The sequence below is a fragment of the Streptomyces sp. NBC_01294 genome (assembly GCF_035917235.1).
GTDB classification, from domain to species: Bacteria; Actinomycetota; Actinomycetes; order Streptomycetales; family Streptomycetaceae; genus Streptomyces; species Streptomyces caledonius.
The window spans coordinates 6,045,040-6,067,441 of record NZ_CP108423.1 but is presented as its reverse complement, the minus strand read 5'-3'; the positions used below and the strand labels follow the sequence as shown (position 1 = coordinate 6,067,441).

The 22,402-nt window shown below is 71.4% G+C and carries 23 protein-coding genes; 11 read left to right on the top strand and 12 right to left on the bottom strand.

Annotated features, from left to right (window positions below; all coding sequences use genetic code 11):
- Positions 1 to 171 precede the first annotated feature (171 nt).
- Genes OG534_RS27415 through OG534_RS27405 form a run of 3 tightly spaced genes read right to left on the bottom strand, consistent with a single transcriptional unit; the run spans position 172 to position 2,781 of the window.
- Positions 172 to 1,329 (bottom strand): acetyl-CoA C-acetyltransferase, encoded by a 1,158-nt coding sequence (locus OG534_RS27415; RefSeq protein ID WP_326591486.1) that lies wholly within the window; start codon positions 1,327 to 1,329, stop codon positions 172 to 174.
- A 27-nt stretch (positions 1,330 to 1,356) separates the two neighbouring features.
- Positions 1,357 to 1,983, bottom strand: coding sequence for a TetR/AcrR family transcriptional regulator (locus OG534_RS27410; RefSeq protein ID WP_326591485.1), 627 nt, complete (start codon positions 1,981 to 1,983; stop codon positions 1,357 to 1,359).
- Positions 1,984 to 1,998: 15 nt separating this feature from the next.
- Positions 1,999 to 2,781: an SDR family oxidoreductase gene (locus OG534_RS27405; protein WP_326591484.1), complete on the bottom strand. Its 783-nt coding sequence runs from the start codon at positions 2,779 to 2,781 to the stop codon at positions 1,999 to 2,001.
- 260 nt (positions 2,782 to 3,041) lie between these two features.
- Here OG534_RS27405 and OG534_RS27400 point away from each other — a divergent pair, with 260 nt between their 5' ends.
- Entirely contained in the window at positions 3,042 to 4,187 is a 1,146-nt protein-coding gene (locus OG534_RS27400; RefSeq protein ID WP_326593882.1) for an acyl-CoA dehydrogenase family protein, read from the top strand.
- A complete protein-coding gene (locus OG534_RS27395; RefSeq protein WP_326591483.1) occupies positions 4,187 to 5,203 on the top strand; it encodes an acyl-CoA dehydrogenase family protein in 1,017 nt (338 codons plus the stop codon). The genes OG534_RS27400 and OG534_RS27395 overlap by 1 nt, the downstream gene beginning before the upstream one ends.
- A 58-nt stretch (positions 5,204 to 5,261) precedes the next feature.
- Here the strand turns inward: OG534_RS27395 and OG534_RS27390 are convergent, their stop codons facing one another.
- Positions 5,262 to 5,987 carry a class I SAM-dependent methyltransferase gene (locus OG534_RS27390; RefSeq protein ID WP_326591482.1) on the bottom strand — a complete coding sequence of 242 codons (726 nt, stop codon included), beginning with the start codon at positions 5,985 to 5,987 and terminating at the stop codon, positions 5,262 to 5,264.
- A 72-nt stretch (positions 5,988 to 6,059) separates the two neighbouring features.
- Between OG534_RS27390 and OG534_RS27385 the strand changes: the two genes are divergently transcribed.
- Positions 6,060 to 6,494 carry a hypothetical protein gene (locus OG534_RS27385; RefSeq protein WP_326591481.1) on the top strand — a complete coding sequence of 145 codons (435 nt, stop codon included), beginning with the start codon at positions 6,060 to 6,062 and terminating at the stop codon, positions 6,492 to 6,494.
- 171 nt (positions 6,495 to 6,665) lie between these two features.
- Here OG534_RS27385 and OG534_RS27380 read toward each other — a convergent pair whose 3' ends face one another.
- From OG534_RS27380 to OG534_RS27370, 3 genes are read right to left on the bottom strand one after another with little or no spacing between them, the layout of a single operon-like run.
- Complete coding sequence (locus OG534_RS27380; protein ID WP_326591480.1) at positions 6,666 to 7,217, bottom strand: hypothetical protein; 552 nt, start codon at positions 7,215 to 7,217, stop codon at positions 6,666 to 6,668.
- Between the two features lie 7 nt (positions 7,218 to 7,224).
- Positions 7,225 to 8,262 carry an alpha/beta hydrolase gene (locus tag OG534_RS27375; RefSeq protein ID WP_326591478.1) on the bottom strand — a complete coding sequence of 346 codons (1,038 nt, stop codon included), beginning with the start codon at positions 8,260 to 8,262 and terminating at the stop codon, positions 7,225 to 7,227.
- A 7-nt stretch (positions 8,263 to 8,269) separates the two neighbouring features.
- Positions 8,270 to 9,013, bottom strand: coding sequence for a glucose 1-dehydrogenase (locus OG534_RS27370; protein WP_326591476.1), 744 nt, complete (start codon positions 9,011 to 9,013; stop codon positions 8,270 to 8,272).
- A gap of 110 nt (positions 9,014 to 9,123) precedes the next feature.
- On the opposite strand from OG534_RS27370, the gene OG534_RS27365 reads away from it, so the two are divergent.
- The 8 genes from OG534_RS27365 to OG534_RS27330 all read left to right on the top strand — a co-directional run bounded on the left by OG534_RS27365 (position 9,124) and on the right by OG534_RS27330 (position 14,007).
- On the top strand, positions 9,124 to 9,729 hold the full coding sequence (locus OG534_RS27365; protein WP_326591474.1) for a PadR family transcriptional regulator: 606 nt from the start codon (positions 9,124 to 9,126) through the stop codon (positions 9,727 to 9,729).
- 191 nt (positions 9,730 to 9,920) lie between these two features.
- A complete protein-coding gene (locus OG534_RS27360; protein WP_326591472.1) occupies positions 9,921 to 10,649 on the top strand; it encodes a vWA domain-containing protein in 729 nt (242 codons plus the stop codon).
- A 35-nt stretch (positions 10,650 to 10,684) separates the two neighbouring features.
- Positions 10,685 to 11,224, top strand: a complete 540-nt coding sequence (locus OG534_RS27355; RefSeq protein ID WP_326591470.1) for a pyridoxamine 5'-phosphate oxidase family protein — start codon at positions 10,685 to 10,687, stop codon at positions 11,222 to 11,224.
- A gap of 95 nt (positions 11,225 to 11,319) precedes the next feature.
- A complete protein-coding gene (locus OG534_RS27350) occupies positions 11,320 to 11,892 on the top strand; it encodes a hypothetical protein (protein WP_326591469.1) in 573 nt (190 codons plus the stop codon).
- A gap of 25 nt (positions 11,893 to 11,917) precedes the next feature.
- Positions 11,918 to 12,493 (top strand): hypothetical protein, encoded by a 576-nt coding sequence (locus tag OG534_RS27345; RefSeq protein WP_326591468.1) that lies wholly within the window; start codon positions 11,918 to 11,920, stop codon positions 12,491 to 12,493.
- A 245-nt stretch (positions 12,494 to 12,738) separates the two neighbouring features.
- Positions 12,739 to 12,954: a DUF6243 family protein gene (locus tag OG534_RS27340; RefSeq protein WP_326591467.1), complete on the top strand. Its 216-nt coding sequence runs from the start codon at positions 12,739 to 12,741 to the stop codon at positions 12,952 to 12,954.
- A gap of 209 nt (positions 12,955 to 13,163) precedes the next feature.
- Positions 13,164 to 13,454: a hypothetical protein gene (locus OG534_RS27335; RefSeq protein WP_326591465.1), complete on the top strand. Its 291-nt coding sequence runs from the start codon at positions 13,164 to 13,166 to the stop codon at positions 13,452 to 13,454.
- A 118-nt stretch (positions 13,455 to 13,572) separates the two neighbouring features.
- On the top strand, positions 13,573 to 14,007 hold the full coding sequence (locus tag OG534_RS27330; protein WP_326591463.1) for a hypothetical protein: 435 nt from the start codon (positions 13,573 to 13,575) through the stop codon (positions 14,005 to 14,007).
- Between the two features lie 13 nt (positions 14,008 to 14,020).
- Here OG534_RS27330 and OG534_RS27325 read toward each other — a convergent pair whose 3' ends face one another.
- The 5 genes from OG534_RS27325 to OG534_RS27305 all read right to left on the bottom strand — a co-directional run bounded on the left by OG534_RS27325 (position 14,021) and on the right by OG534_RS27305 (position 22,361).
- Positions 14,021 to 14,221: a DUF397 domain-containing protein gene (locus OG534_RS27325; protein ID WP_326591461.1), complete on the bottom strand. Its 201-nt coding sequence runs from the start codon at positions 14,219 to 14,221 to the stop codon at positions 14,021 to 14,023.
- Entirely contained in the window at positions 14,206 to 15,045 is an 840-nt protein-coding gene (locus OG534_RS27320; protein ID WP_326591459.1) for a helix-turn-helix domain-containing protein, read from the bottom strand. Before OG534_RS27320 ends, OG534_RS27325 begins: the two co-directional genes overlap by 16 nt.
- A gap of 218 nt (positions 15,046 to 15,263) precedes the next feature.
- Positions 15,264 to 16,724 carry a glutamate synthase subunit beta gene (locus tag OG534_RS27315; protein ID WP_326591457.1) on the bottom strand — a complete coding sequence of 487 codons (1,461 nt, stop codon included), beginning with the start codon at positions 16,722 to 16,724 and terminating at the stop codon, positions 15,264 to 15,266.
- Positions 16,717 to 21,258, bottom strand: coding sequence for a glutamate synthase large subunit (gene gltB / locus OG534_RS27310; protein WP_326593880.1), 4,542 nt, complete (start codon positions 21,256 to 21,258; stop codon positions 16,717 to 16,719). The genes OG534_RS27315 and gltB overlap by 8 nt, the downstream gene beginning before the upstream one ends.
- Positions 21,259 to 21,629: 371 nt before the next feature.
- Positions 21,630 to 22,361 (bottom strand): VIT1/CCC1 transporter family protein, encoded by a 732-nt coding sequence (locus OG534_RS27305; protein ID WP_326591455.1) that lies wholly within the window; start codon positions 22,359 to 22,361, stop codon positions 21,630 to 21,632.
- Between the last annotated feature and the right edge of the window lie 41 nt (positions 22,362 to 22,402).

Sequence of the window (22,402 nt, the reverse complement as noted above, 5' to 3'; positions counted from 1 at the left end):
TCTCGCGGCGGGTGTGGCGCCACAGGGATGTGACCTGCACCCTTCCCGCAATCGGCCCCCTGCCGAGCACCCCTCGGCGGGTCCGGCCCCCGCGCTCCGGCCCGGCGCTCCCGCCCCGCACTGCGGCCCCCGTACTCGGGGGCCGGGCGGGCGCGGGCAAGGGGCTCCGGGCTACAGCCGTTCGATGATCGTCACGTTGGCCTGGCCGCCGCCCTCGCACATCGTCTGGAGGCCGAAGCGGCCCCCCGTGCGTTCCAGCTCGTGGAGCAGGGTGGTCATCAGCTTGACCCCCGTCGCGCCCAGCGGGTGGCCCAGGGCGATCGCGCCGCCGTTGACGTTGACCCGCTCGGGATCGGCTCCGGTCTCCTTGAGCCAGGCCAGCACCACCGGGGCGAAGGCCTCGTTGATCTCCACCAGGTCGATGTCGGCCAGGGACATGCCGGTCTTCTTCAGCGCGTACGCCGTCGCCGGGATCGGCGCGGACAGCATGCGGATCGGGTCCTCGCCCCGCACCGAGAGGTGGTGGATGCGGGCCCGCGGCCGCAGGCCGTGTTCGCGTACGGCCCGCTCGGAGGCGATCAGCATCGCCGCCGCGCCGTCCGAGACCTGGGAGGAGACCGCCGCCGTGATGGTGCCGCCCTCGACCACCGGCTTCAGCGTCGCCATCTTCTCCAGTGACGTGTCCCGGCGCGGGCCCTCGTCCACTGTCACGTCCCCGTACGCCACCGTCTCGCGGTCGAAGCGGCCCTCGTCGATCGCGCGCAGCGCCCGCCGGTGGGAGCGCAGCGCGAACTCCTCCATGTCCCGTCGGGTGATGCCCCACTTCTGCGCGATCAGCTGGGCGCCGTGGAACTGGTTGACCGGGGCGTCGCCGTACCGGGCCCGCCAGCCGGCCGATCCCGCGTACGGGCCCTCGGTGAGGCCCAGCGGCTCCGCCGCCTGCCGCGAGGCGAAGGCGATCGGGATCATCGACATGTTCTGGGTGCCGCCCGCGACCACCAGGTCCTGGGTGCCGGAGAGGACGCCCTGCGCCGCGAAGTGCACCGCCTGCTGCGAGGAGCCGCACTGGCGGTCGACGGTGACGCCCGGCACCTCCTCCGGCAGGCCCGCCGCCAGCCACGCCGTGCGCGCGATGTCCCCGGCCTGCGGCCCCACGGTGTCGAGGCAGCCGAACACCACGTCCTCCACGGCGGCCGGGTCCACCCCGGACCGCTCGACGAGCGCCTTCAGGACGTGTGCCCCCAGGTCGGCCGGGTGGACGGCGGACAGGCCGCCGTTCCTGCGCCCCACCGGGGTGCGTACGGCTTCGACTATGTAGGCCTCGGGCATCGGGACTCCTCTGATCGGGTCATCGGGTCAGGTGCGTAGGGCGATCCCGTCCAGCACCATCGACAGGTACTGGCGGGCGATCTCCTCGGGGCTGTGCTGTCCGCCCGGCCGGTACCAGGACGCCGCCACCCACACCGTGTCGCGCACGAAGCGGTAGGTGAGGCGGATGTCGAGGTCGGCGCGGAAGACCTTGGCGGCGACCCCCCGCTCGAGCGTCCCCAGCCAGGCCTTCTCGAACTTCTGCTGCGAGTCGGACAGGTAGTGGAAGCGGGGCTGCGCGGAGAGGGTGCGGGACTCCTTCTGGTAGATCGCGACGGCGGCGCGGTGCCGGTCGATCTCCCGGAAGGACTCGGTGACGAGGGCCTCGATGGTCTCCCGGGGGCCGAGACCGGCGGCGAGGACGGTGTCGTAGCCCTCCCACAGTTCGGTCAGGAAGGCGGAGAGGATCTCGTCGAGCATCGATTCCTTGGAATCGAAGTGGTAGTAGAGGCTGCCGGCGAGCATGCCGGCGGCGTCGGCGATCTTGCGGACGGTGGTGGCGTTGTAGCCCTGCGCGGCGAAGACCTCGGCGGCGGTGTCGAGGAGTTCGCGGCGCCGTTCGGGCGTAGCCGTCACCTGCGGCTTCTTCTTGGCTGTCGGCTTGTTCGTTGGCACGCGTCCATTCTCGGCCTACGCGTGCTGGCTGCTGACCGAGACGGTCTCGCCCGTCATGTACGACGAGTAGCCGCTGGCCAGGAAGACGACGACGTTGGCGACCTCCCAGGGCTCGGCGTACCGGCCGAAGGCCTCGCGGGCGGTGAGTTCGGCGAGCAGCTCCTCGCTGGTGACCTTCACCAGGTGCGGGTGCATGGCCAGGCTCGGGGCGACCGCGTTGATCCGTACGCCGAACTCGGCGGCCTCCAGGGCCGCGCAGCGGGTCAGCGCCATCACGCCGGCCTTGGCGGCGGCGTAGTGGGCCTGGCCGGTCTGGGCGCGCCAGCCGATGACGGAGGCGTTGTTGACGACGACCCCGCCGGTGCCGGCGGCCTTGAAGGAGCGAAGTGCGGCGCGCGTGCAGCGGAAGGTGCCGTTCAGGGTGACGTCGAGGACCTTGCCCCACTGTTCGTCGGTCATGTCGACGAGGGCGGCGGTGCCGCCGAGGCCGGCGTTGTTGACGACGACGTCGAGGCGGCCGTGGGTCTGCTCGGCGTGTGCGAAGAGGGCCCGCACCTGGTCCTCGTCGGTGACGTCGCAGGGCAGGGAGGTGACGCGGTCCGCCCCGAACTCGGCGGCGAGCGCGTCCTCGGTCTCCTTCAGGCGGCGGGCGTGGGCGTCGCCGATGACGATGCGGGCGCCCTCCTCGAGGAAGCGGCGGGCGGTGGCCCCGCCGATCCCGGCCCCGGCGGCGGCGGTGATGACGGCGGTGCGGTCCTTCAGCAGTCCGTGCCCGGGGACATAGTCGGGGGTTTTCACGCCCGTACCTCCTTGGGAAGGCCGAGGATCCGCCCGTTCCGAACCTCGGTGTGGAACTCCTCGACGCCGCTCATGCGCGTACGTTAACCTACCAAACACTTGTTAGGGAAGCGCTCGTTCCTGCCCGTCCTTGCTCGTCGTCGCTCCTCTATTGCTCCTCTCGCCTATTGCTCCTCTCGCTCCTCATTGCTCGGCACGTGCCCGGCGGCACGGAGACCCGTCGCCGCCACGAAGGAGGCGAACACCGGATGGACCCCACGATGAACCTGACCCAGACGGCGGAGGTGGAGGCCTTCCGGGCCGAGGCGCGCGGCTGGCTGGCCGACCGGGTCCCCGCCTCCCCGCTCCCCTCCCTGGAGACGCGGGAGGGCTTCGCGGCGCACCGGGAGTGGGAGGCGGTGCTGCACGCGGGCCGCTGGTCGGTGGTGTCCTGGCCCGAGGAGTACGGGGGCCGGGGCGTGGACCTCGTGAAGTGGCTGGTCTTCGAGGAGGAGTACTGGGCCGCGGGCGCGCCCGGCCGGGTCTCGCAGAACGGCATCAACCTCCTCGCGCCGACCCTCTTCGACCACGCGACGGCCGAGCAGCGGGCGCGGGTGTTGCCGTCGATGGCGAGCGGCGAGGTGATCTGGGCACAGGCCTGGTCGGAGCCGGAGTCGGGATCCGATCTGGCCTCGCTGACGTCGCGGGCCGAGCGGACGGAGGGCGGCTGGCTGCTGTCCGGGCAGAAGACCTGGTCCTCGCGGGCGGCCTTCGCGGACCGCGCCTTCGGCATCTTCCGCACCGACCCGCACACCCCGAAACCGCACCAGGGGCTCACGTACCTGATGTTCGACCTGCGGGCGCCGGGGGTGACGGTACGGCCCATCGGCCGCCTCGACGGCAAGCCGGCCTTCGCGGAGCTCTTCCTGGACCGGGTCTTCGTGCCGGACGAGGACGTGATCGGGGAGCCCGGGCAGGGCTGGCGGATCGCGATGTCGACGACGGGCAACGAGCGGGGGCTGACCCTGCGCTCCCCCGGCCGGTTCCTGGCGGCGGCGGACCGGCTGGTGGGGCTGTGGCGCGCGCAGGGGGATCCGTCCGCCACCGCGCTGCGCGACCGGGTGGCGGACGCGGTGGTCGGGGCGCGCGCGTACGAACTGTTCACCTGGTCCAGCGCCTCCCGGTTCGCGGCGGGCGAGACGATCGGCGCCGAGTCCAGCCTGAACAAGGTGTTCTGGTCGGAGTACGACATCGCCCTGCACGAGACCGCGCTGGACCTGCTGGGCGCGGACGCGGAGCTCGCGGACGGCGAGTGGGCCGAGCCGTGGGTCTTCTCCCTGGCCGGACCGATCTACGCGGGGACGAACGAGATCCAGCGCGACATCATCGCCGAGCGGCTGCTCGGCCTGCCGAAGGGCCGCCGCTGATGCGCTTCCTGCTGACCGACGAGCAGTCGGACTTCGCCCGTACGCTGCGCGCCCTGCTGGGCTCGGCGGACGTGCCGGCGACGGTACGGGCCTGGGCGGACGGCGAGCACGGGCCCGGGCGGGCGCTCTGGTCCCGGCTCGCGGGGACGGGCCTGTTCGCGCTGGCCGCGCCGGAGGCCCACGAGGGCGCGGGCCTGCTCCCGCTGGAGCTGTCCCTCGGCTTCGTGGAGCTGGGCCGGGCGGGGGTGGCGGGGCCGGTGGTGGAGACGGCGGCCGCGTCGGTGCTGCTGTCGGAGCTGGCGGAGGGAGGGTTGGCGAAACGCTTCCTCCCGGGGCTGGTCGCGGGCGAGACCTCGGCCACGCTGACGCTGCCGGGCGCCGGCCCGTACGCCCTGGACGCGGACGCGGCGACGTACTGCTTCACGGTGTCGGAGGCGGGCGTGCTGCGGCTGGCGACTGGGACTGGGACCGGGACCGGGACCGGGACCGCCCGGGCGTCGACGGACCCGACGCGGCGGCTGTCGGTCCCCTCGGCGGGCGGCGGCGAACTGCTGGCGGCGGGCCCGGCGGTGGCGCGGGCGGCGGCGGTGGCCGGGCGCTGGGCGCGGCTGCTGACGGCGGCCCAGTGCCTGGGCGTCGGCGAGGCACTGCTGGCCAGGACGGTGGAGTACGTGAAGCAGCGCACCCAGTTCGGGACGCCGATCGGGTCCTTCCAGGCGGTCAAGCACCGGCTGGCGGACACCCTCATCGCCCTGGAGTTCGCCCGGCCGCTGGTGTGGGCGGCGGCGCTGTCGCTGACCCCGGGCGACGTGGCGGCGGCGAAACTGTCGGCGGGCGAGGCGTCCTACCGGGCGGCGATGACGGCGCTCCAGCTCCACGGCGCGGTCGGCTACACGGAGGAACTGGACCTGTCCCTGTGGCTGCGCAAGGCCCGCCCGCTGCGCGACGCGTGGGGCACGCCGTCGGCCTGCCGGGCGGAGGTGCTGCGACCCTTCGCTCGCGAGAGCGGTCGTTGACGACCTCGTGCTGCCAGACGCTCAACAGCACGAGGTCGGGGCGGCGTCCGGGTTCGCGTCACACCACCGCGACGCTCAGGGACACGACGTACTGCTCCTCCACCGTGCCGTCCGGGAAGAGCGGGGCCAGTACCTCGCGCTCCCCGGCGAAGTACGCACGGGTGCCGGCCTCGCCCAGCATCAGGAAGGCGGAGTGACTGGCGAGGTTGGCGAGGTGGGCGTCCAGCGTGACGCGCCGGGACCACCGCACGGTGCGCGTGGTGAACTCGCCGAGCCCCTGGGGCAGGGTGCGGAAGCTCTCCCCCTGGGCCCCGAAGAAGACGCGCAGCCGTTCCTCCTGCTCGGCGATCCACGGGACGGTGGAGTCCGTGTCGTTCCACCAGATGGCGAGCGCGCCGCCGGGCCGGAGCACGCGGCGGGCCTCGGGGACGGAACGCGCCGGGTCGGTCCAGTGCCAGGCCTGGGCGTACGTGAGGAGGTCGAACGCGCCGCTCGCCAGCGGAAGCCGGTCCCCGTCCCCGCGCACGACCGGGATCCCGGGGTTCGCCCGGCGGAACTCCGCGGCCATGCCGTCCCCGGGCTCCACGGCGACGACGTCGGCTCCGCGGCCGTGCAGCAGCGTCGTGGCGATCCCGGTGCCCGCCCCCACGTCGGCCACCCGCGCCCCGGCGAGCGGCCGTCCGGCGAGCTCCTCGACGGCGTCGAACAGGGCCGGGGGATAGCCGGGCCGGGCCGCGGCGTAGAGAGCGGCTGCGGAATCGAAGGAACGGGCACGTGTCGTCATGCGTCCATTGTTTTCGATCACGCAACACGCAACAAGCAACAAGATCGAGGTAACAGGAACATGCGAAGGACGATGACCGGGATGACGCTGTGCGCCGCGGTGGCGGTGCTGCTCACCGGCTGCGGAAGCGAGGATCCCAAGCCGGCCGCGGACAACGCCAAGCCCGCGGCCTCGCAGAGCCCCTCGTCCGCGCCGGCCACGTCCGGCGGCGGGACCCACCAGGTGACCCTGGAGGTCGGGGGCACCGGCAGTACCGCGGTCATGTTCAGCGGCATAGGAAGCGGCTTCGAGCAGCAGACCCTGCCGTGGTCGAAGTCGGGCACCGCCGAACTCACCGCCATGGAGCGGAAGGTGGGCTACCTGGTGAATGTCGTTCCGGGCTTGATCAAGGGCGCCGACGGCAAGCTGCAGCAGGCTCCCTGCAGCATCAAGATCGACGGCAAGCAGGTCGCGCAGAGCGACGGCGTCACGACCACGAAGGGCTGCTCCTACATCATCAAGGACTAGGGCGCGTCTTTCGGATCTTGCCGGGCCCGCGTTGCCCGGCACCGCACCTCGCCGCGTTGTCGGGGCCCCCGAGTACGTCCAGTACGAGCGGAGCACCTCCGCCTTGCGATGCACGGCACCGGACAACGCGGGCTCGGCCGACAAGATCCGAAAGACACGCCCAGCGGTCGTTCAGGTCCGGGGGCGGCGCAGGGAGAGCCATCCCAGGGTGGCGGTCTGGAGCACGAGCAGGGCCCCGGTGCCGGCCGCCTGCCAGAGCGGCCGGTCCGGGCGTCCGCCCGGGGACCACGCCGGGCCGTCGGGGTCCGTCGTGACCGTCAGGCGGGCGCCGACCGGAAGGTCCAGCGTCACCGGACCGGGCAGGTCGCGGCCGGCCTCCGTGCGCAGCCGCAGGGAGGGGGTGGAGACGGAGCCGTCCTGCACCACGGCCCTTTCCGCGACCACCGCCACCTCCTCCCGGCCGCGGTCGTGGAGCGTGTACCGGTCCCACGCGATCCAGCCGAGCGCCGCGATCCCGACCGCGAAGAGCGCGACGGCGGTGCGGGCCACGAACTCCGCACCGGTGCCGTGGGGTACGGCCGCGCCGAGGACGAAGACGGCCAGCAGCACCGGGACCCAGAGTCCCTCGGGGCCCCGGAGCAGCCAGATCGCCCCGAACTCCGCCGCCAGGAGAAGGCAGTTGCGCAGGATCGCCCCCGGCACTCTCCGTATCAGTTCAGCCATGGACACATCATGCCCGGAGCGCCGGCGGATCCCCTCGGTCCGGATCACCTAGTCCCGGATCCACTCGGTCCGGATCACCTGGGCCCGGATCACCTCGGCCCGGATCCGGCCGTCCCGCCACCCCCTGCGCCGCCACCCACCGAGCCGCCGCACGCAGTGCGGCGGCGCCCGCCGGCAGCGGCAGGCCCAGGAAGCCGTGGAAGACGCCCGGGTGGAGCTGGACCGTGCAGTCGACGCCCGCCGCCGCGAGCCGGCGCCCGTACGCGAGGCCCTCGTCGCGCAGGACGTCGCAGTCCGCGAGGACGATCAGCGCGGGCGGCAGGCCCGAGAGGTCGGCGGCGCGCAGCGGCGAGACGTGCGGGTGCGCCGGGTCGCCGCCGTACTGGTCCCAGTACCAGGCCATGTGGGCGGCGGTGTGGAAGTAGCCCTCCGCGTACGTGTCCGCCGACGCGGAGTCCATCGAGGCATCGAGCGGCGGATAGAACATCAGCTGTCCCGCGAGGAGTTCGGGCGCGCGCAGGGCGGTCACCGCCGCGAGGTTGCCGCCGCTGGAGTCCCCCGCGACCACCAGCCGGCCCGGGTCGCAGCCCAGGGCGAGGGCCTGCGCGCGGGCCCAGAGCAGGACCGTCAGCGCGTCGTCCGGCGCCGCCGGCCAGGGGTTTTCCGGGGCGAGCCGGTAGTCCGCCGAGACGACGACCGCGCCCGAGGCGGACGCCAGCGAGCGGCACGTCGCGTCGTGGGTGTCCAGGCCGCACATCACCCAGCCGCCGCCGTGGAGGAAGACGACCAGGGGGCGGCCGCCGGAGCCAGGCGCGGGATCGTAGATCCGGACCGGGACCCCGGCCGCCACCGCGTCGGACACCGAGGCCACGGGCGGGCCCGGCCGGCCGGGCACCGCCGCCGCCCGCAGGGCCGCCGCGTCGCCGGGCCGGGGGAAGCCGGCCGTCATCGCGTCGCACAGCCGCCGCGCCGCCGGCGACAGGAGATCGCCCCCGCCCACGCCATGCCCACCCATGCCGTCGCCGCCCATGCCGTCCCCCCTCATCCCGTCGTCATCCCGCGGTCATCCCCGCGGTCATCCCGCCGTCCACCGTGAACTCCGCGCCCGTCACGTACGAGGACGCGTCCGAGCAGAGGAAGAGGACGAGCTCCCCGACCTCCTCCGGCCGGCCCATCCGCCCGAGCGGTACGTGCGACCAGTCCCGGCCCGCGACCACCTCGGCCACCATCGGGGTGTCGACGGCCCCCGGGTGCACCGAGTTGACCCGGATCCGGTCCGCGGCCAGGTCGAGCGCCGCCGACCGGGTCAGTCCGCGCAGCCCGAACTTGGTGGACCCGTACGCCGCGTGGCCGGGTATCCCGACCAGTCCGGCGGTGGACGAGATGTTGACGACCGAGCCGCCCCCGCCCGCCCGCAGGACCGGGGCCACCGCCTGGATGCCGAGGAACGGCCCGAGCAGGTTGACCCGCAGCAGGGCCTCGAAATCGTCGAGCCGCTGCTGTTCCACGTGGGCCGTGCGCCACAGGGCCGCGTTGTTGACCAGGGCCGAGACCGTTCCGAAGGCGCGGAGCGACTCCGCCACCACCGTCGCCCAGCTCGCCGCGTCGGCCACGTCGTGGCGTACGTACAGCCCCTGGTCGCCGAGTTCCGCGGCCACCGCCCGGCCCTCGTCCTCCCGTACGTCCGTGACCACGACCCGCGCGCCGGCCCGCGCGAACAGCCGGGCCCCGGCCGCGCCCTGGCCGCGCCCGGCCCCGGTGACGACGACGACCTTCCCGTCGAGGGAGACGCCCACGGTTCAGCCTCCCTCCGCCTCGATGGTTCGAATAGGAATACTTCTAGCAGGCATGCCGCGCAGGGGGAAGAACACCGGGAGGACCGGTCGCCGGTCGTAGACTGCGCTGCGTGGCAGACGAGACGAGCAAGCGCACGCTCCCCGCGACCAGCTGGGCGGTGCTCGGGCTGCTCTCCTTCGGCGAGGAGCTCTCCGGTTACGACCTGAAGAAGTGGTCGGACCGGTCGCTGCGGTTCTTCTACTGGAGCCCGTCCTTCAGCCAGATCTACAGCGAGCTCAAGCGCCTGGAGAAGGCGGGCCACGCCTCCTCGCGGACGGTCGCCCAGGAGACCGGCACGCGCGACAAGCGGGTGTACCGGATCACCGACGCGGGCATGGCGGCCGTACGGGAATGGGCCCGCGAGGCCCCCGTCGACCCGCCCGTCCTCAAGCACGGGCCGATGCTGCGGCTGTGGCTGGGCCACCTGCTGGAGCCGGAGCAGATGCGGGAAGTCCTCGGCCGGCACCAGGAGTTCGCGGAGCAGATGCGCCTGCACGCGGTGGCCGACGCGCAGAGCGCGCAGGACGAGCCGGCGTGGGCGTACCCGACGCTCACCCTCAAGTGGGCCGAGCGGTACTACGCCTCCGAGCGCGACCTCGCGGCCGCCATGATCGACGACATCGAGGCACTGGCCGCGGGGCGGGCCGAACGGGCTGCTGACGAGACGCTCAACTAGGGCGTGTCTTTCGGATCGTGTCGGCCGAGCCCGCGTTGTCCGGTGCCGTGCATCGCAAGGCGGAGGCGCTCCGCTCGTACCGGACGTACGTGGGAGCCCCGACAACGCGGCGAGGTGCGGTGCGCGGGCAGCGCGGGCCCGGCACGAAAGACACCCCCTAGGGACCCGGCGGACCGGCGTACCCTCACCCCATGACGGGCAGTGCGATCAGCCTCCGCAAGGTCGAAGAGTCGGCTCCGGCTCTCGTGAGCCTCTACAAGAGCGCCGGGATATCTCTGCGCAAGTACGGTCTGGAGGGCGGGCGGGCCGCGGTCTACCTGGTCCTGGACTACTCCGGGTCGATGCGCCCGTACTACGAGGACGGCAGCGTGCAGGCCCTCGCGGACCGGGTGCTGGGGCTGTCCGCGCACCTGGACGACGACGGCCGGGTGCCGCTGGTGTTCTTCTCCACCGAGGTCGACGCGGTGGAGGAGGTCTCCCTGGCCGGGCACGAGGGCCGGGTCAACGAGATCGCCTCCCGCCTCGGCCACATGGGCAAGACGGCCTACCACGCGGCGATGGACGCGGTGATCGACCACTACCTGGACTCGGGGTCGACCCGGCCGGCCCTCGTGGTCTTCCAGACCGACGGCGGGCCGATCAACAAGCTCGCGGCGGAGAGGTACCTGTGCAAGGCGGCCCGGATGCCGCTCTTCTGGCAGTTCGTCGGCTTCGGCAACACGCGCAGCACGCAGTTCGACTTCCTGCGCCGCCTCGACGAGCTGCCCGTGCCGGCGAAGCGGGTCGTGGACAACGCGGGCTACTTCCACGCGGGCCTGGACCCGCGCACCGTCCCGGACGGCGAACTGTACGACCGCCTGGTCGGGGAATTCCCGGCCTGGCTGGCGGCGGCACGCGGCGCGGGCATCGTGCGCGCCTGACCTGCGGCCGCCGGTCCCCGCGCTTTCATGGACGTATGACGCACACCAGCTGGGCAGCCTTCGAGAAGGCGGAACCGGAGTTCGCGGCGACCGTCCAGGCCCGTTTCGCGCAGTACCCGCACCACGTCCTGGCCACCCTCCGCAAGGACGGCTCTCCCCGGGTGGCCGGGCTGAACGTCGACATCCGGGGCGGGGAGCTGTGGCTCGGCATGATGGCGGGCTCGATGAAGGCCAGGGACCTGCAGCGCGACCCCCGCTTCGCCCTGCACACCAATCCGGGCGAGGGCGAGGAGATGCCGGACGGGGACGTACGGATCTCCGGGCGCGCGGTGGAACTCGTGGACCCGCCCGAGCTGCACCGGTACGCGGAGGAGACGGAGACCCCGCACCCGTTCCACCTCTTCCACGCCGACCTGACGGAGGTCGTCCACATCAGCGTGGAGGGCGACGACCTGGTGGTGCGAACGTGGACCCCGACCCACGGCACGCACACCCTGCGCCGCGGCAACGACGACGAACCACCCCGCGAGGACCCGACCCCGGGCGACGCCACCCCGGACGACCCGACCGCCTGACGGGGCTCGCCCGGCCGGCAGCCCGGCAGCCCGGCAGCCCGGCAGCCCGGCAGCCCGGCAGCCCGGCAGCCGTAGCCTCAGTAGTGGAACGGAAAATGGAACCCCTGACTTCGGAAACCTGGGCGGACGCCCTCGACCTGTACGAGTCGAGCTACACCTTCGTCTCCGTCGCACCCCGCGTCCACGGGAGGTGGTGGCTCGACTTCACCTCGATCGTCCGGCTGGAGGCCCGCGACCCTCGCGGGTGGCGGTCGATCGATCCGGACGAGGAGGAGTTCGACCTCCGGGTGGATCCGATCTACCCGTGGCTGGATCCCCCGGCGACGATGGAGGAAGCAGAGCGTTTCCAGGGCCGGGTGAAGCAACTCCCCCGCGCCTCGGTCCGATCACTGCTGGTGCTGCTCGGCATCCTCGGCATGGACGTGTCGAAGGCATCGAACTGGGAACGACGCCGCCCCGGGATGGAGCACCGGGCCGAGGCGATCATGTCGCGCTTCCCGGCCGGCACACACTTCTATTCGAACCTCGGATGGAAAGGCGACCACCCGGCCTTCTACGAGCAGCCCGTGACCGGGATGGACCCGTTCAGCCAGTTCGGCTGGGACGCCGGACTCATCGCCGTGAACGACGACGAAGTCGCCGTGTTCTGGACCTTCGAGCCCATATGACTTGACCCCGACCGACAGGAAGCTGATGCGCCAGGATCTGGATGCGGAAGCATGGGCCGACGCGCTCAAGCTGTACGAGCGGCTCTCCACGTTCGTCGGCGTCGCTCCGCGCGAGCACGACGAGTGGTGGCTCGACGTCGGGGCGATCATGCGCCTGGAGACGCGGGACCCGCGAGCCTGGGAATCCATCGACCCCTACGAGGGCGAGGAGGAGCGCCGGGAGGACCCGCTGTTCCCGTGGCTGGAGACACCCTCCACACCCGCGGACGCAGAACGCCACCTGCCAAGGGTGAGGGAACTCCCCCCGTCCTCGGTGCGGTCGCTGGTCGTGCTGCTGGGAGTACTCGGTCTGGACGTCGCCAAGACCTGGCGCTGGGAGGAACGCAGACCGGAGATGGAACGCCGGGCTGACGTGATCCTGTCGCGCTTCCCGGACGGCACCCGCTTCCACACCAACCTCGGCTGGAGAGGCGACCGACCCGATTTCTACAGGCAATCCTCCCGGAGCCATCACCCCTTCAGCCAGTACGACTGGGACGCCGGGCTGATCGCCGTGAACGACGACGAAGTCGCCGTGCTCTGGAACTTCCAGTCCCGCTGATCGCAGCGGCCCGGTAGCGCCCCTCTGGACCTGCCCCGGGCGCTCGCCGAAGGCCGGCCGGCGCCGGGGCGGCGAAAGGGGTGGTGTGCGGGGCCGACGGAACCGGGTAACGTCTTTGTCATGTTCTTCCAGGCGCCGATTTACGAGTGAGAGCGTGATGGGCCCCTGCTGACGTCTTTCGACGTCGCCGCCCGTCCCCCACCGATGAATCCGTAGATCACTTCACATCATTACCGGGAGAACCCGTGACCGTAAGCAAGAACATCAACAATCCCGTGGGCCAGGGCGGCGGCCAGCGCAAGAAGCTGTCCCGCGCCGAACGGCAGAACAACGGCCCGCACCGCAACCTCGACCGCCAGGGTGCCGCCGACCAGAAGGCGGAGCTGGTGCGCAAGATGCGCGAGAAGGCAGGCGTGGCCGAGGGCGCGGGGCAGGCGGGCGACGACGCCGCGCAGAGCTGACGCACCGCCGCCGCAGGGCGGCACCGCACGGGGGCAGGGCCCGGACCGCAACGCGCGGTCCGGGCCCTGCTGCCGTACCGGGCGCGGCCGGTCGGGCATGGGCTGCTTGAAGGTAGCCGTGCCGGCGTGGGCGGATGCGGATACTGTGGCGCGGCCATCGGGGTAGCGGTCTTGGGGGGGGGGGACGAGTGGGACGCAACAGGCTGCCTGTGGAGAATGCAGGCGAAAGTGACTTCTGTCTCTTCATCGAGCCGTACGGTGAGGACTTCTATCTGAAACCGGGTGAGGTCTTCACGGTCGCGCCCGAAGCCGAGGGGATCGATGTCTGGTTCTCCACCCTCGTCTGGGAGGGAGGCATCACGGTGTGGCCCTACGAGGACGGCGACCCGACGAAGCTCGTCCTCGAGTACACAGTGACCGACGCCGACGGAACCCGGCTGGAGTGCGGCCACCAGCGGCCCCCGAAGCCGGCCGGCTCAGACATGGCCGAACCGGGTTGACCCTGGACAGCAGGGGAACGACGGCCTTCCGGAGCAGGGCTGTTGTCAGTGGCCCCGGTTAGCGTGGACGGAGTCGGATTCGGGTTCGGATTCGCTCAACGCATCCATGGGGGAACGCATGAAGCACGTCGTCAGCCGGGGCAGGACCCTCGCGCTCGCAACGGTCACAGCGGTCGCGGCGGCGCTCGCTGTGGGTGTGGGGGCGGGGCAGGCCTCGGCGCAGGAGGAGTTGATCGGCTACCCGGGGCCCGACGGGCTGATCTGGGTACAGGAGCAGACCGGCAACGGGGGCTTCGTCTCGGGCGGCCTCGCCTCGTCACTGGACACCTTCACCACCTTCGCGTGCGAGGGCGGCGGCAGCATCGAGGTGGCGTTCCGCCTGGACAACCACCCGGACCGGGACCCGGCGCCGTTCACCCTGGACTGCCCGGCGGGCAGCCCGTCCCGCGTCACCGTCCCCCTCGGCACGGGCCTCCACGGCGGCTTCGGAGCCACCGTGACGGCATCGTCCCCGTCCATACGCTGGGGCGCCACGGTCGTCCAGCCCGAGTAGCCACCCACGGGCATCAGCCCCGGCCGGTCACGTCCCGGATGAAGGAGGCCCAGGCCGCGGCAGCAAAGGCGAGCACCGGACCGTTGCCCGCCAGCTTGCTGTCGCGGACGGGGACCAGGCCGGGGAGGTCGTCGGACACCTCGACGCAACTCGCGCCGTCGGAGTTGCTGTAGGAGGACTTCCGCCAGGACAGGTTGTTCACATCTGCGCGCATATCGCGTGTTCCTCCGCCACCGACTCGATCAAGGCCAAGGACGCCGCCGGAGCCAGCGCGGCGGCCCTCGCCAGATCGTAGAGCTTCCAGTGCCGCTGAACCAGGGCCGGATAGTCGATCAAGTGCCCCACTCGGGGCCCTTCCGTATAGACCACGTCAGGCGCGTCGGCGAACTGCATGATGGTGACCAACGAGCCCAGGGTGCCTTGGGCTCCGGCGGAGAAGGGCACCACTTGCAGGGTGATCCGGTGGGCGTGGACATAGGCGGCGATGCGCCCTAGCTGAGCGGCCATCACACCGTGCCCGCCGACCACCGTCCGCAGCACTGCCTCGTGCAGGACGACCCACAGCTCGGGAGTCGCTGGATCGTCGAGGAGCCGTTGGCGCCCTATGCGGGACGCGACCAGTGATTCGACGTAGGCATCGAGCGCGGTGGGATTGCCGCCGCGGATCACCGCCCGCGCGTAGTCCTCAGTCTGGAGCAGCCCAAGAACCAGGCTGGAACAGTACTCGTAGATCGCCGTTGCCTGGACTTCCAGCTCCGCCGCGACCGCGAAGTACTCCACGTGCTTGGACTTGAACGCCTTGGAGAGGCGGGTGAAGTAGTCCCCGGTGCCGAGCTCCTTGTCGATCAGGACGGCGATCTCAGGACGCAGCCGACGCTGGCCGCACTCCATCTGTCCGACGTAAGAACCGGTGGTGAAGATCCGCTCGCCCAGACCTTCCTGGGTCAGGCCGGCTCCCTCGCGGTGCCGCCGCAGTTCCTCGCGGGCGAACTCCTCCGGCGTCTGCGCCGCGCCACCCTCGCCCTTCGGCTTGGCCATGCGACAACTCCCCGCTTCCGCAGTCCCCTTGCTCAGCGAAAAGCGTAGTCCTCACCATGCCACCGCGACAGCGGAACGCATTGGTATGACTACATAACGCCACAGCGCCCGCCACCCCTGGTCGGGGACGTGGCGGGCGCGGTGTCGGAGTTCCGTACGCCGTTGTACGGACCGTATGAGGGGTCCCGCCCCTCGCGGGGCGGGGGGTACTGCCGGTGTTACACCGTCAGGGAGCGGTCCGTCGGCTTGACCGGGTACGGGAGGGCGCTGCTGCCGGTCAGGAAGCGGTCCACGCCGCGGGCGGCCGAGCGGCCCTCCGCGATGGCCCACACGATGAGCGACTGGCCGCGGCCCGCGTCGCCGGCGACGAAGACGCCGTCGACGTTGGTCGCGTAGGAGGCGTCGCGCTCGATGTTGCCGCGGGCGTCCATCCCCAGGCCGAACTGCTGGACCAGGCCGTTCTCCTGGTCCGTGCCCGTGAAGCCCATCGCCAGGGTGACCAGCTGCGCCGGGAGGACGCGCGCGGTACCGGGCTTCTGGGTGAGCTTGCCGTCGACGAACTCGACCTCGACCAGGTGCAGGGCCTTGACGTTGCCGTCCTCGTCGCCCTCGAAGTGGGTGGTGGAGACGGAGTAGACCCGCTCGCCGCCCTCCTCGTGCGCGGAGGTGACCTTGTACAGCATGGGGAACGTCGGCCAGGGCTGGTTCGCGTTGCGGTCCTCGCCCGGCTTCGGCATGATCTCCAGCTGCGTGACCGAGGCCGCGCCCTGGCGGTGGGCGGTGCCCACGCAGTCCGCGCCGGTGTCGCCGCCGCCGATGACGACCACGTGCTTGCCCTCGGCCGTGATGGGGGGCGCCATGAAGTCGCCCTCCTGGACCTTGTTCGCGAGCGGCAGGTACTCCATGGCGAAGTGGATGCCGTTCAGCTCACGGCCCGGGACCGGGAGGTCGCGGGAGACCGTGGCGCCCGCCGCGATGACCACGGCGTCGAACCGCTTGCGCAGGTCGGTGGCCGTGATGTCGCGCCCGACCTCGATGCCGGTGCGGAACTTGGTGCCCTCCGCGCGCATCTGCTCGATGCGGCGGTTGATGTGCACCTTCTCCATCTTGAACTCGGGGATGCCGTAGCGCAGCAGGCCGCCGACGCGGTCGGCGCGCTCGTACACCACCACCGTGTGCCCGGCCCGGGTCAGCTGCTGGGCCGCGGCGAGACCCGCCGGGCCGGAGCCGATGACGGCGGCCGTCTTGCCGGACAGGCGCTCCGGCGGCTGCGGGGTGACGTTCCCGTTGTCCCAGGCCTTGTCGATGATCGAGACTTCGACGTTCTTGATCGTGACGGCCGGCTGGTTGATGCCGAGGACGCACGCCGACTCGCACGGGGCCGGGCACAGGCGGCCCGTGAACTCCGGGAAGTTGTTCGTGGCGTGCAGGCGCTCGGACGCCGCCGACCAGTCCTCGCGGTACGCGAAGTCGTTCCACTCGGGGATCAGGTTCCCGAGCGGGCACCCGTTGTGGCAGAACGGGATGCCGCAGTCCATGCAGCGGCCGGCCTGCTTGCTGATGATCGGGAGCAGCGAGCCCGGGACGTAGACCTCGTTCCAGTCCTTCAGCCGGTCGGCGACGGGACGGGAGCAGGCGGTCTCGCGCGGGGTGGTGAGGAAGCCCTTCGGGTCAGCCATGGGTCGCCGCCTCCATCATCTTCTCCGTGGTCTCGGATTCCGAGAGTCCGGCGAGCTCAGCGGCGTCCTTGGCGGCGAGCACTGCCTTGTACGTGGTCGGGATGATCTTGCTGAAGCGGTCCGCCGCGACGGACCAGTCGGCGAGGAGCTTCGCGGCCACGGTCGAGCCGGTCTCCTCCTCGTGGCGGCGCACCACATCGTGCAGCCACTGCTTGTCGGTGTCGGACGGGGCCTCGACGGCGCCCGCGTTGCCGACGTTGACGTTGTGCGGGTCGAGGTCGATGACGTACGCGACGCCGCCCGACATGCCGGCCGCGAAGTTGCGGCCCGTCTCGCCCAGGACGACCGCCGTACCGCCGGTCATGTACTCGCAGCCGTGGTCGCCCACGCCCTCCGAGACGACCAGGGCGCCGGAGTTGCGGACGCAGAAGCGCTCGCCGGTGCGGCCGCGCAGGAACATCTCGCCGCCGGTGGCTCCGTAGCCGATGGTGTTGCCGGCGATGGTGGAGTACTCGGCGAGGTGGTCGGCGCCGCGGTCCGGGCGGACCACGATCCGGCCGCCGGAGAGGCCCTTGCCGACGTAGTCGTTGGCGTCGCCCTCCAGGCGGAGGGTGACGCCCTTCGGCACGAAGGCGCCGAAGGACTGGCCGGCGCTGCCGGTGAAGGTCAGGTCGATCGTGTTGTCGGGCAGGCCCGCGCCACCGAACTTCTTGGTGACGTGGTGGCCGAGCATGGTGCCGACGGTCCGGTTGATGTTGCGGATCGCGACCTGGGCGCGGACCGGCTGGGCCGTCTCGGCGGACTCGGCGTTCAGCGCGTCGGCGGCGAGCTCGACGAGCTCGTTGTCGAGTGCCTTCTCCAGACCGTGGTCCTGCTCGATCAGGGCGTGGCGGACCGCGCCCTCGGGCAGCTCGGGCACGTAGAAGAGGGGCTCCAGGTTGAGGCCCTGGGCCTTCCAGTGCGTGACGGCCTTGGTGGTGTCGAGCAGCTCGGCGTGGCCGACGGCCTCCTCGATCGTACGGAAGCCCAGCTCGGCGAGGAGCTCGCGCACCTCCTCCGCGATGAACTCGAAGAAGTTGACGACGAACTCGGGCTTGCCGGAGAAGCGCTCGCGCAGGACCGGGTTCTGCGTGGCGATGCCGACCGGGCAGGTGTCCAGGTGGCAGACGCGCATCATGACGCAGCCGGAGACGACGAGCGGCGCGGTCGCGAAACCGAACTCCTCGGCGCCGAGCAGCGCGGCGATGATCACGTCGCGGCCGGTCTTGAGCTGGCCGTCCGTCTGGACGACGATCCGGTCGCGCAGCCCGTTGAGCAGCAGGGTCTGCTGGGTCTCGGCGAGGCCGAGCTCCCAGGGACCGCCCGCGTGCTTGAGCGAGGTGAGCGGGGAGGCGCCCGTACCGCCGTCGTGGCCGGAGATCAGGACGACGTCCGCGTGGGCCTTGGAGACACCCGCGGCAACCGTGCCCACGCCGACCTCGGAGACCAGCTTCACGTGGATGCGGGCGACCGGGTTGGCGTTCTTGAGGTCGTGGATCAGCTGAGCCAGGTCCTCGATGGAGTAGATGTCGTGGTGCGGCGGCGGGGAGATCAGGCCGACGCCCGGGGTGGAGTGCCGGGTCTTGGCGACCCACGGGTAGACCTTGTGGCCGGGCAGCTGGCCGCCCTCGCCGGGCTTGGCACCCTGCGCCATCTTGATCTGGATGTCGTCCGCGTTGACCAGGTACTCGCTCGTCACGCCGAAGCGGCCGGAGGCGACCTGCTTGATCGACGAACGCCGCGCCGGGTCGTACAGGCGGTCCGGGTCCTCGCCGCCCTCACCGGTGTTGGACTTGGCGCCCAGCTGGTTCATGGCGATGGCGAGGGTCTCGTGCGCCTCCTTGGAGATGGAGCCGTACGACATGGCGCCGGTGGAGAAGCGCTTGACGATGTCGGCCACCGACTCGACCTCGTCGATGGAGATGGAGGGGCGGTCGCTCTTGAAGCCGAACAGGCCGCGCAGCGTCATCAGGCGCTCGGACTGCTCGTTCACCCGGTCCGTGTACTGCTTGAAGATGTCGTACCGGCGGCCGCGCGTCGCGTGCTGGAGGCGGAAGACCGTCTCCGGATCGAACAGGTGCGGCTCGCCCTCGCGGCGCCACTGGTACTCGCCGCCGATCTCCAGCGCACGGTGCGTGGCCGCGATGCCGGAGGCCGGGTACGCCTTGGTGTGGCGCGCGGCCACCTCCTTGGCGATGACGTCCAGGCCGGCGCCGCCGATCTTGGTGGCGGTGCCGTTGAAGTAGGTGTCGACGAACTCGTCGTTCAGGCCGACGGCCTCGAAGACCTGGGCGCCTCGGTAGGAGGCGACGGTGGAGATGCCCATCTTGGACATGACCTTCAGGACGCCCTTGCCGAGCGCGTAGATCAGGTTCTTGATGGCCTGCTCCGGCTCCAGGCCGGACAGGAAGGTACCGGCGCGCAGCAGGTCCTCGACGGACTCCATGGCGAGGTACGGGTTGACCGCGGCGGCGCCGTAGCCGATGAGCAGGGCGACGTGGTGGACCTCGCGGACGTCACCGGCCTCGACCAGCAGACCCACCTGGGTGCGCTGCTTGGTGGCGATGAGGTGGTGGTGCACGGCGGAGGTGAGCAGCAGCGAGGGGATCGGTGCGTGCTCGGCGTCCGAGTGGCGGTCCGAGAGGACGATCAGGCGGGCGCCGTTGGCGATGGCCGCGTCGGCCTCGGCTCGGATCTCCGCGATCCGCGCGGCCAGCGCCTCGCCGCCACCGGAGACCCGGTAGAGGCCGGAGAGCGTGGCGGCCTTCATGCCCGGCATGTCGCCGTCGGCGTTGATGTGGATGAGCTTGGCCAGCTCGTCGTTGTCGATCACCGGGAACGGCAGCGTGACGCTGCGGCAGGACACGGCGGTCGGCTCCAGCAGGTTGGACTGCGGGCCGATCGAGGACAGCAGCGAGGTGACGAGCTCCTCGCGGATGGCGTCCAGCGGCGGGTTGGTGACCTGCGCGAAGAGCTGTGTGAAGTAGTCGAAGAGCAGCCGGGGACGCTCGGACAGGGCCGCGATCGGGGAGTCCGTGCCCATGGAGCCGAGCGGCTCGCCGGCGGTACGGGCCATCGGCGCGAGGATGACGCGCAGCTCTTCCTCGGTGTAGCCGAAGGTCTGCTGGCGGCGGGTGACCGAGGCGTGGGTGTGCACGATGTGCTCGCGCTCGGGCAGGTCCGTCAGCTCGATCTCGCCGGTCTCCAGCCACTCCGCGTACGGGGCGGCCGAGGCGAGCTCGTTCTTGATCTCATCGTCCTCGACGATCCGCTTCTGGGCGGTGTCGACGAGGAACATCTTGCCGGGCTGCAGGCGGCCCTTGCGGACGACCTTGGCCGGGTCGATGTCGAGGACGCCGACCTCGGAGCCGAGGACGACGAGGCCGTCGTCGGTGACCCAGTAGCGGCCGGGGCGCAGACCGTTGCGGTCGAGGACGGCGCCGACCTGGGTGCCGTCGGTGAAGGTGACGCAGGCCGGGCCGTCCCAGGGCTCCATCAGCGTGGAGTGGTACTGGTAGAACGCGCGGCGGGCCGGGGCCATGGAGGTGTGGTTCTCCCACGCCTCCGGGATCATCATCAGCACGCTGTGCGGCAGCGACCGGCCGCCGAGGTGGAGCAGCTCCAGGACCTCGTCGAAGGAGGCGGAGTCGGAGGCGTCGGGGGTGCAGATCGGGAAGATCCGGTCCAGCACGCCGTCACCGAAGGCTTCCGACGCCAGCTGGGACTCGCGGGCCTTCATCCAGTTCCGGTTGCCCTTGACCGTGTTGATCTCGCCGTTGTGCGCGACGAAGCGGTACGGGTGGGCGAGCGGCCAGGACGGGAAGGTGTTCGTCGAGAACCGGGAGTGGACCAGGGCGAGCGCCGACGCGAAGCGGCGGTCGGAGAGGTCCGGGAAGAAGGGCTCCAGCTGGCCGGTGGTCAGCATGCCCTTGTAGACGATGGTGCGGGCGGAGAGCGACGGGAAGTACACGCCGGCCTCGCGCTCGGCGCGCTTGCGCAGCACGAACGCCTTGCGGTCCAGCTCGATGCCCGTGCTGCCGCCCCCGGTGACGAACAGCTGCGAGAAGGCCGGCATGGTGGCGCGGGCGCCGTTGCCGAGCAGGTCGGGGGTGACCGGGACCTCGCGCCAGCCGAGGACCGTGAGGTCCTCCTGGGCGGCGATGGCCTCGATCTGCTCCACGGCGACGGCCTGTGCGGTGCCGTCGGCGGGGAGGAAGGCGATGCCGACGGCGTACGCGCCGGCCTCGGGGAGCTCGATGCCGGCGACCTCGCGCAGGAACGCGTCCGGGACCTGGCAGAGGATTCCGGCGCCGTCGCCCGAGTCCGGCTCGGAGCCGGTCGCGCCGCGGTGCTCGAGGTTCCGCAATACGGTCAGTGCCTGCTCAACAAGGGTGTGGGTGGCCTCGCCGGTGAGGTTCGCCACGAATCCGACGCCACAGGCGTCCTTCTCGTTGCGCGGGTCGTACATGCCCTGCTGGGCGGGGCGACCGTCCATGGGCGACCAGGCGGTGGTGCTGGGGCCGGTCGCGGAGTGCGTGGATGCGGAACGCATCGGCTCTCCCGTCGTCGTCGTGGCATATGTGCATAGCCGAGGGACGACGTTGGCCCTCTGCGAAATTTCGTGCAGATTACATGATGACGACAATCCCGAGAAGCGGATATGCCATTCCAGCATGCGGACACGCACGAGGCAGGAAGAGGGGACTTTCGCGGCGCTGACGTGTGGATGGCGAGGCGAAGGTCCCGGTGCAGGACGGGCATCGTTGCCCGGAGTCCTGGTGTGATGCCCGGTGGACACGGAATCGAAACCGCCGGGTAACGGACTACTTATGTTGCAGTCTGCATAGTGTCTCACTCCCAGGCCGGTCAGCCTATGGCCCCGCCGATCCAGGTTCCCAGGATGTACGTCACACCGGCGGCCGCGCCACCGAGGACCAGCTGGCGCAGTCCGCTGTACCACCAGGACCGGGCGGTGACCCGGGAGACGACCGCGCCACAGGCGAAGAGCCCGGCCAGGGCCAGCAGCACGGCGGGCCACAGGGACGTGGCGCCGAGCAGGTACGGCAGTACGGGGAGCAGCGCGCCCAGCGCGAAGGAGCCGAAGGACGAGACGGCGGCGACCATCGGCGAGGGCAGGTCGTCGGGGTCGATCCCGAGCTCCTCGCGGGCGTGGATCTCCAGCGCCTGCTCGGGGTCGCGGGACAGCTGCATGGCGACCTCGCGGGCGAGCGGCGGCTCGACGCCGCGGGAGACGTAGAGCTCGGCGAGCTCCTCCATCTCGTCGACCGGGTGCTTGCGCAACTGCTGACGCTCGATGTCGAGTTCGGCGAGGACCAGTTCGCGCTGCGAGGCGACGGAGGTGTATTCGCCGGCCGCCATCGAGAAGGCGCCTGCCGCGAGACCCGCCAGGCCGGTGATCACGATGGTCTGCGGGGCGACGGCGCCGCCCGCCACGCCGGTCATCAGCGCGAGGTTGGAGACGAGCCCGTCCATCGCACCGAACACGGCCGGCCGCAGCCATCCACCGTTGACGTCGCGGTGGGTGTGGTTGTCGCGGTGGGCGGTGTGCAGTGGTGCTTCGATGTCAATGATGGACATGCGGCGTATCTCCCCATTTGTGCCAACGGGCGCCGTGACGC

What these genes read in the sequence shown, in the direction of transcription:
- OG534_RS27415 (WP_326591486.1), bottom strand. Translation starts at nt 1,329, where the DNA reads ATGCCCGAGGCCTACATAGTCGAAGCCGTACGCACCCCGGTGGGGCGC.
- OG534_RS27400 (WP_326593882.1), top strand. Translation starts at nt 3,042, where the DNA reads ATGAACCTGACCCAGACGGCGGAGGTGGAGGCCTTCCGGGCCGAGGCG.
- OG534_RS27395 (WP_326591483.1), top strand. Translation starts at nt 4,187, where the DNA reads ATGCGCTTCCTGCTGACCGACGAGCAGTCGGACTTCGCCCGTACGCTG.
- OG534_RS27390 (WP_326591482.1), bottom strand. Translation starts at nt 5,987, where the DNA reads ATGACGACACGTGCCCGTTCCTTCGATTCCGCAGCCGCTCTCTACGCC.
- OG534_RS27385 (WP_326591481.1), top strand. Translation starts at nt 6,060, where the DNA reads ATGACCGGGATGACGCTGTGCGCCGCGGTGGCGGTGCTGCTCACCGGC.
- OG534_RS27380 (WP_326591480.1), bottom strand. Translation starts at nt 7,217, where the DNA reads ATGGCTGAACTGATACGGAGAGTGCCGGGGGCGATCCTGCGCAACTGC.
- OG534_RS27375 (WP_326591478.1), bottom strand. Translation starts at nt 8,262, where the DNA reads ATGAGGGGGGACGGCATGGGCGGCGACGGCATGGGTGGGCATGGCGTG.
- OG534_RS27360 (WP_326591472.1), top strand. Translation starts at nt 9,921, where the DNA reads ATGACGGGCAGTGCGATCAGCCTCCGCAAGGTCGAAGAGTCGGCTCCG.
- OG534_RS27355 (WP_326591470.1), top strand. Translation starts at nt 10,685, where the DNA reads ATGACGCACACCAGCTGGGCAGCCTTCGAGAAGGCGGAACCGGAGTTC.
- OG534_RS27350 (WP_326591469.1), top strand. Translation starts at nt 11,320, where the DNA reads ATGGAACCCCTGACTTCGGAAACCTGGGCGGACGCCCTCGACCTGTAC.
- OG534_RS27345 (WP_326591468.1), top strand. Translation starts at nt 11,918, where the DNA reads ATGCGCCAGGATCTGGATGCGGAAGCATGGGCCGACGCGCTCAAGCTG.
- OG534_RS27330 (WP_326591463.1), top strand. Translation starts at nt 13,573, where the DNA reads ATGAAGCACGTCGTCAGCCGGGGCAGGACCCTCGCGCTCGCAACGGTC.
- OG534_RS27325 (WP_326591461.1), bottom strand. Translation starts at nt 14,221, where the DNA reads ATGCGCGCAGATGTGAACAACCTGTCCTGGCGGAAGTCCTCCTACAGC.
- OG534_RS27320 (WP_326591459.1), bottom strand. Translation starts at nt 15,045, where the DNA reads ATGGCCAAGCCGAAGGGCGAGGGTGGCGCGGCGCAGACGCCGGAGGAG.
- OG534_RS27315 (WP_326591457.1), bottom strand. Translation starts at nt 16,724, where the DNA reads ATGGCTGACCCGAAGGGCTTCCTCACCACCCCGCGCGAGACCGCCTGC.
- gltB (WP_326593880.1), bottom strand. Translation starts at nt 21,258, where the DNA reads ATGGACGGTCGCCCCGCCCAGCAGGGCATGTACGACCCGCGCAACGAG.
- OG534_RS27305 (WP_326591455.1), bottom strand. Translation starts at nt 22,361, where the DNA reads ATGTCCATCATTGACATCGAAGCACCACTGCACACCGCCCACCGCGAC.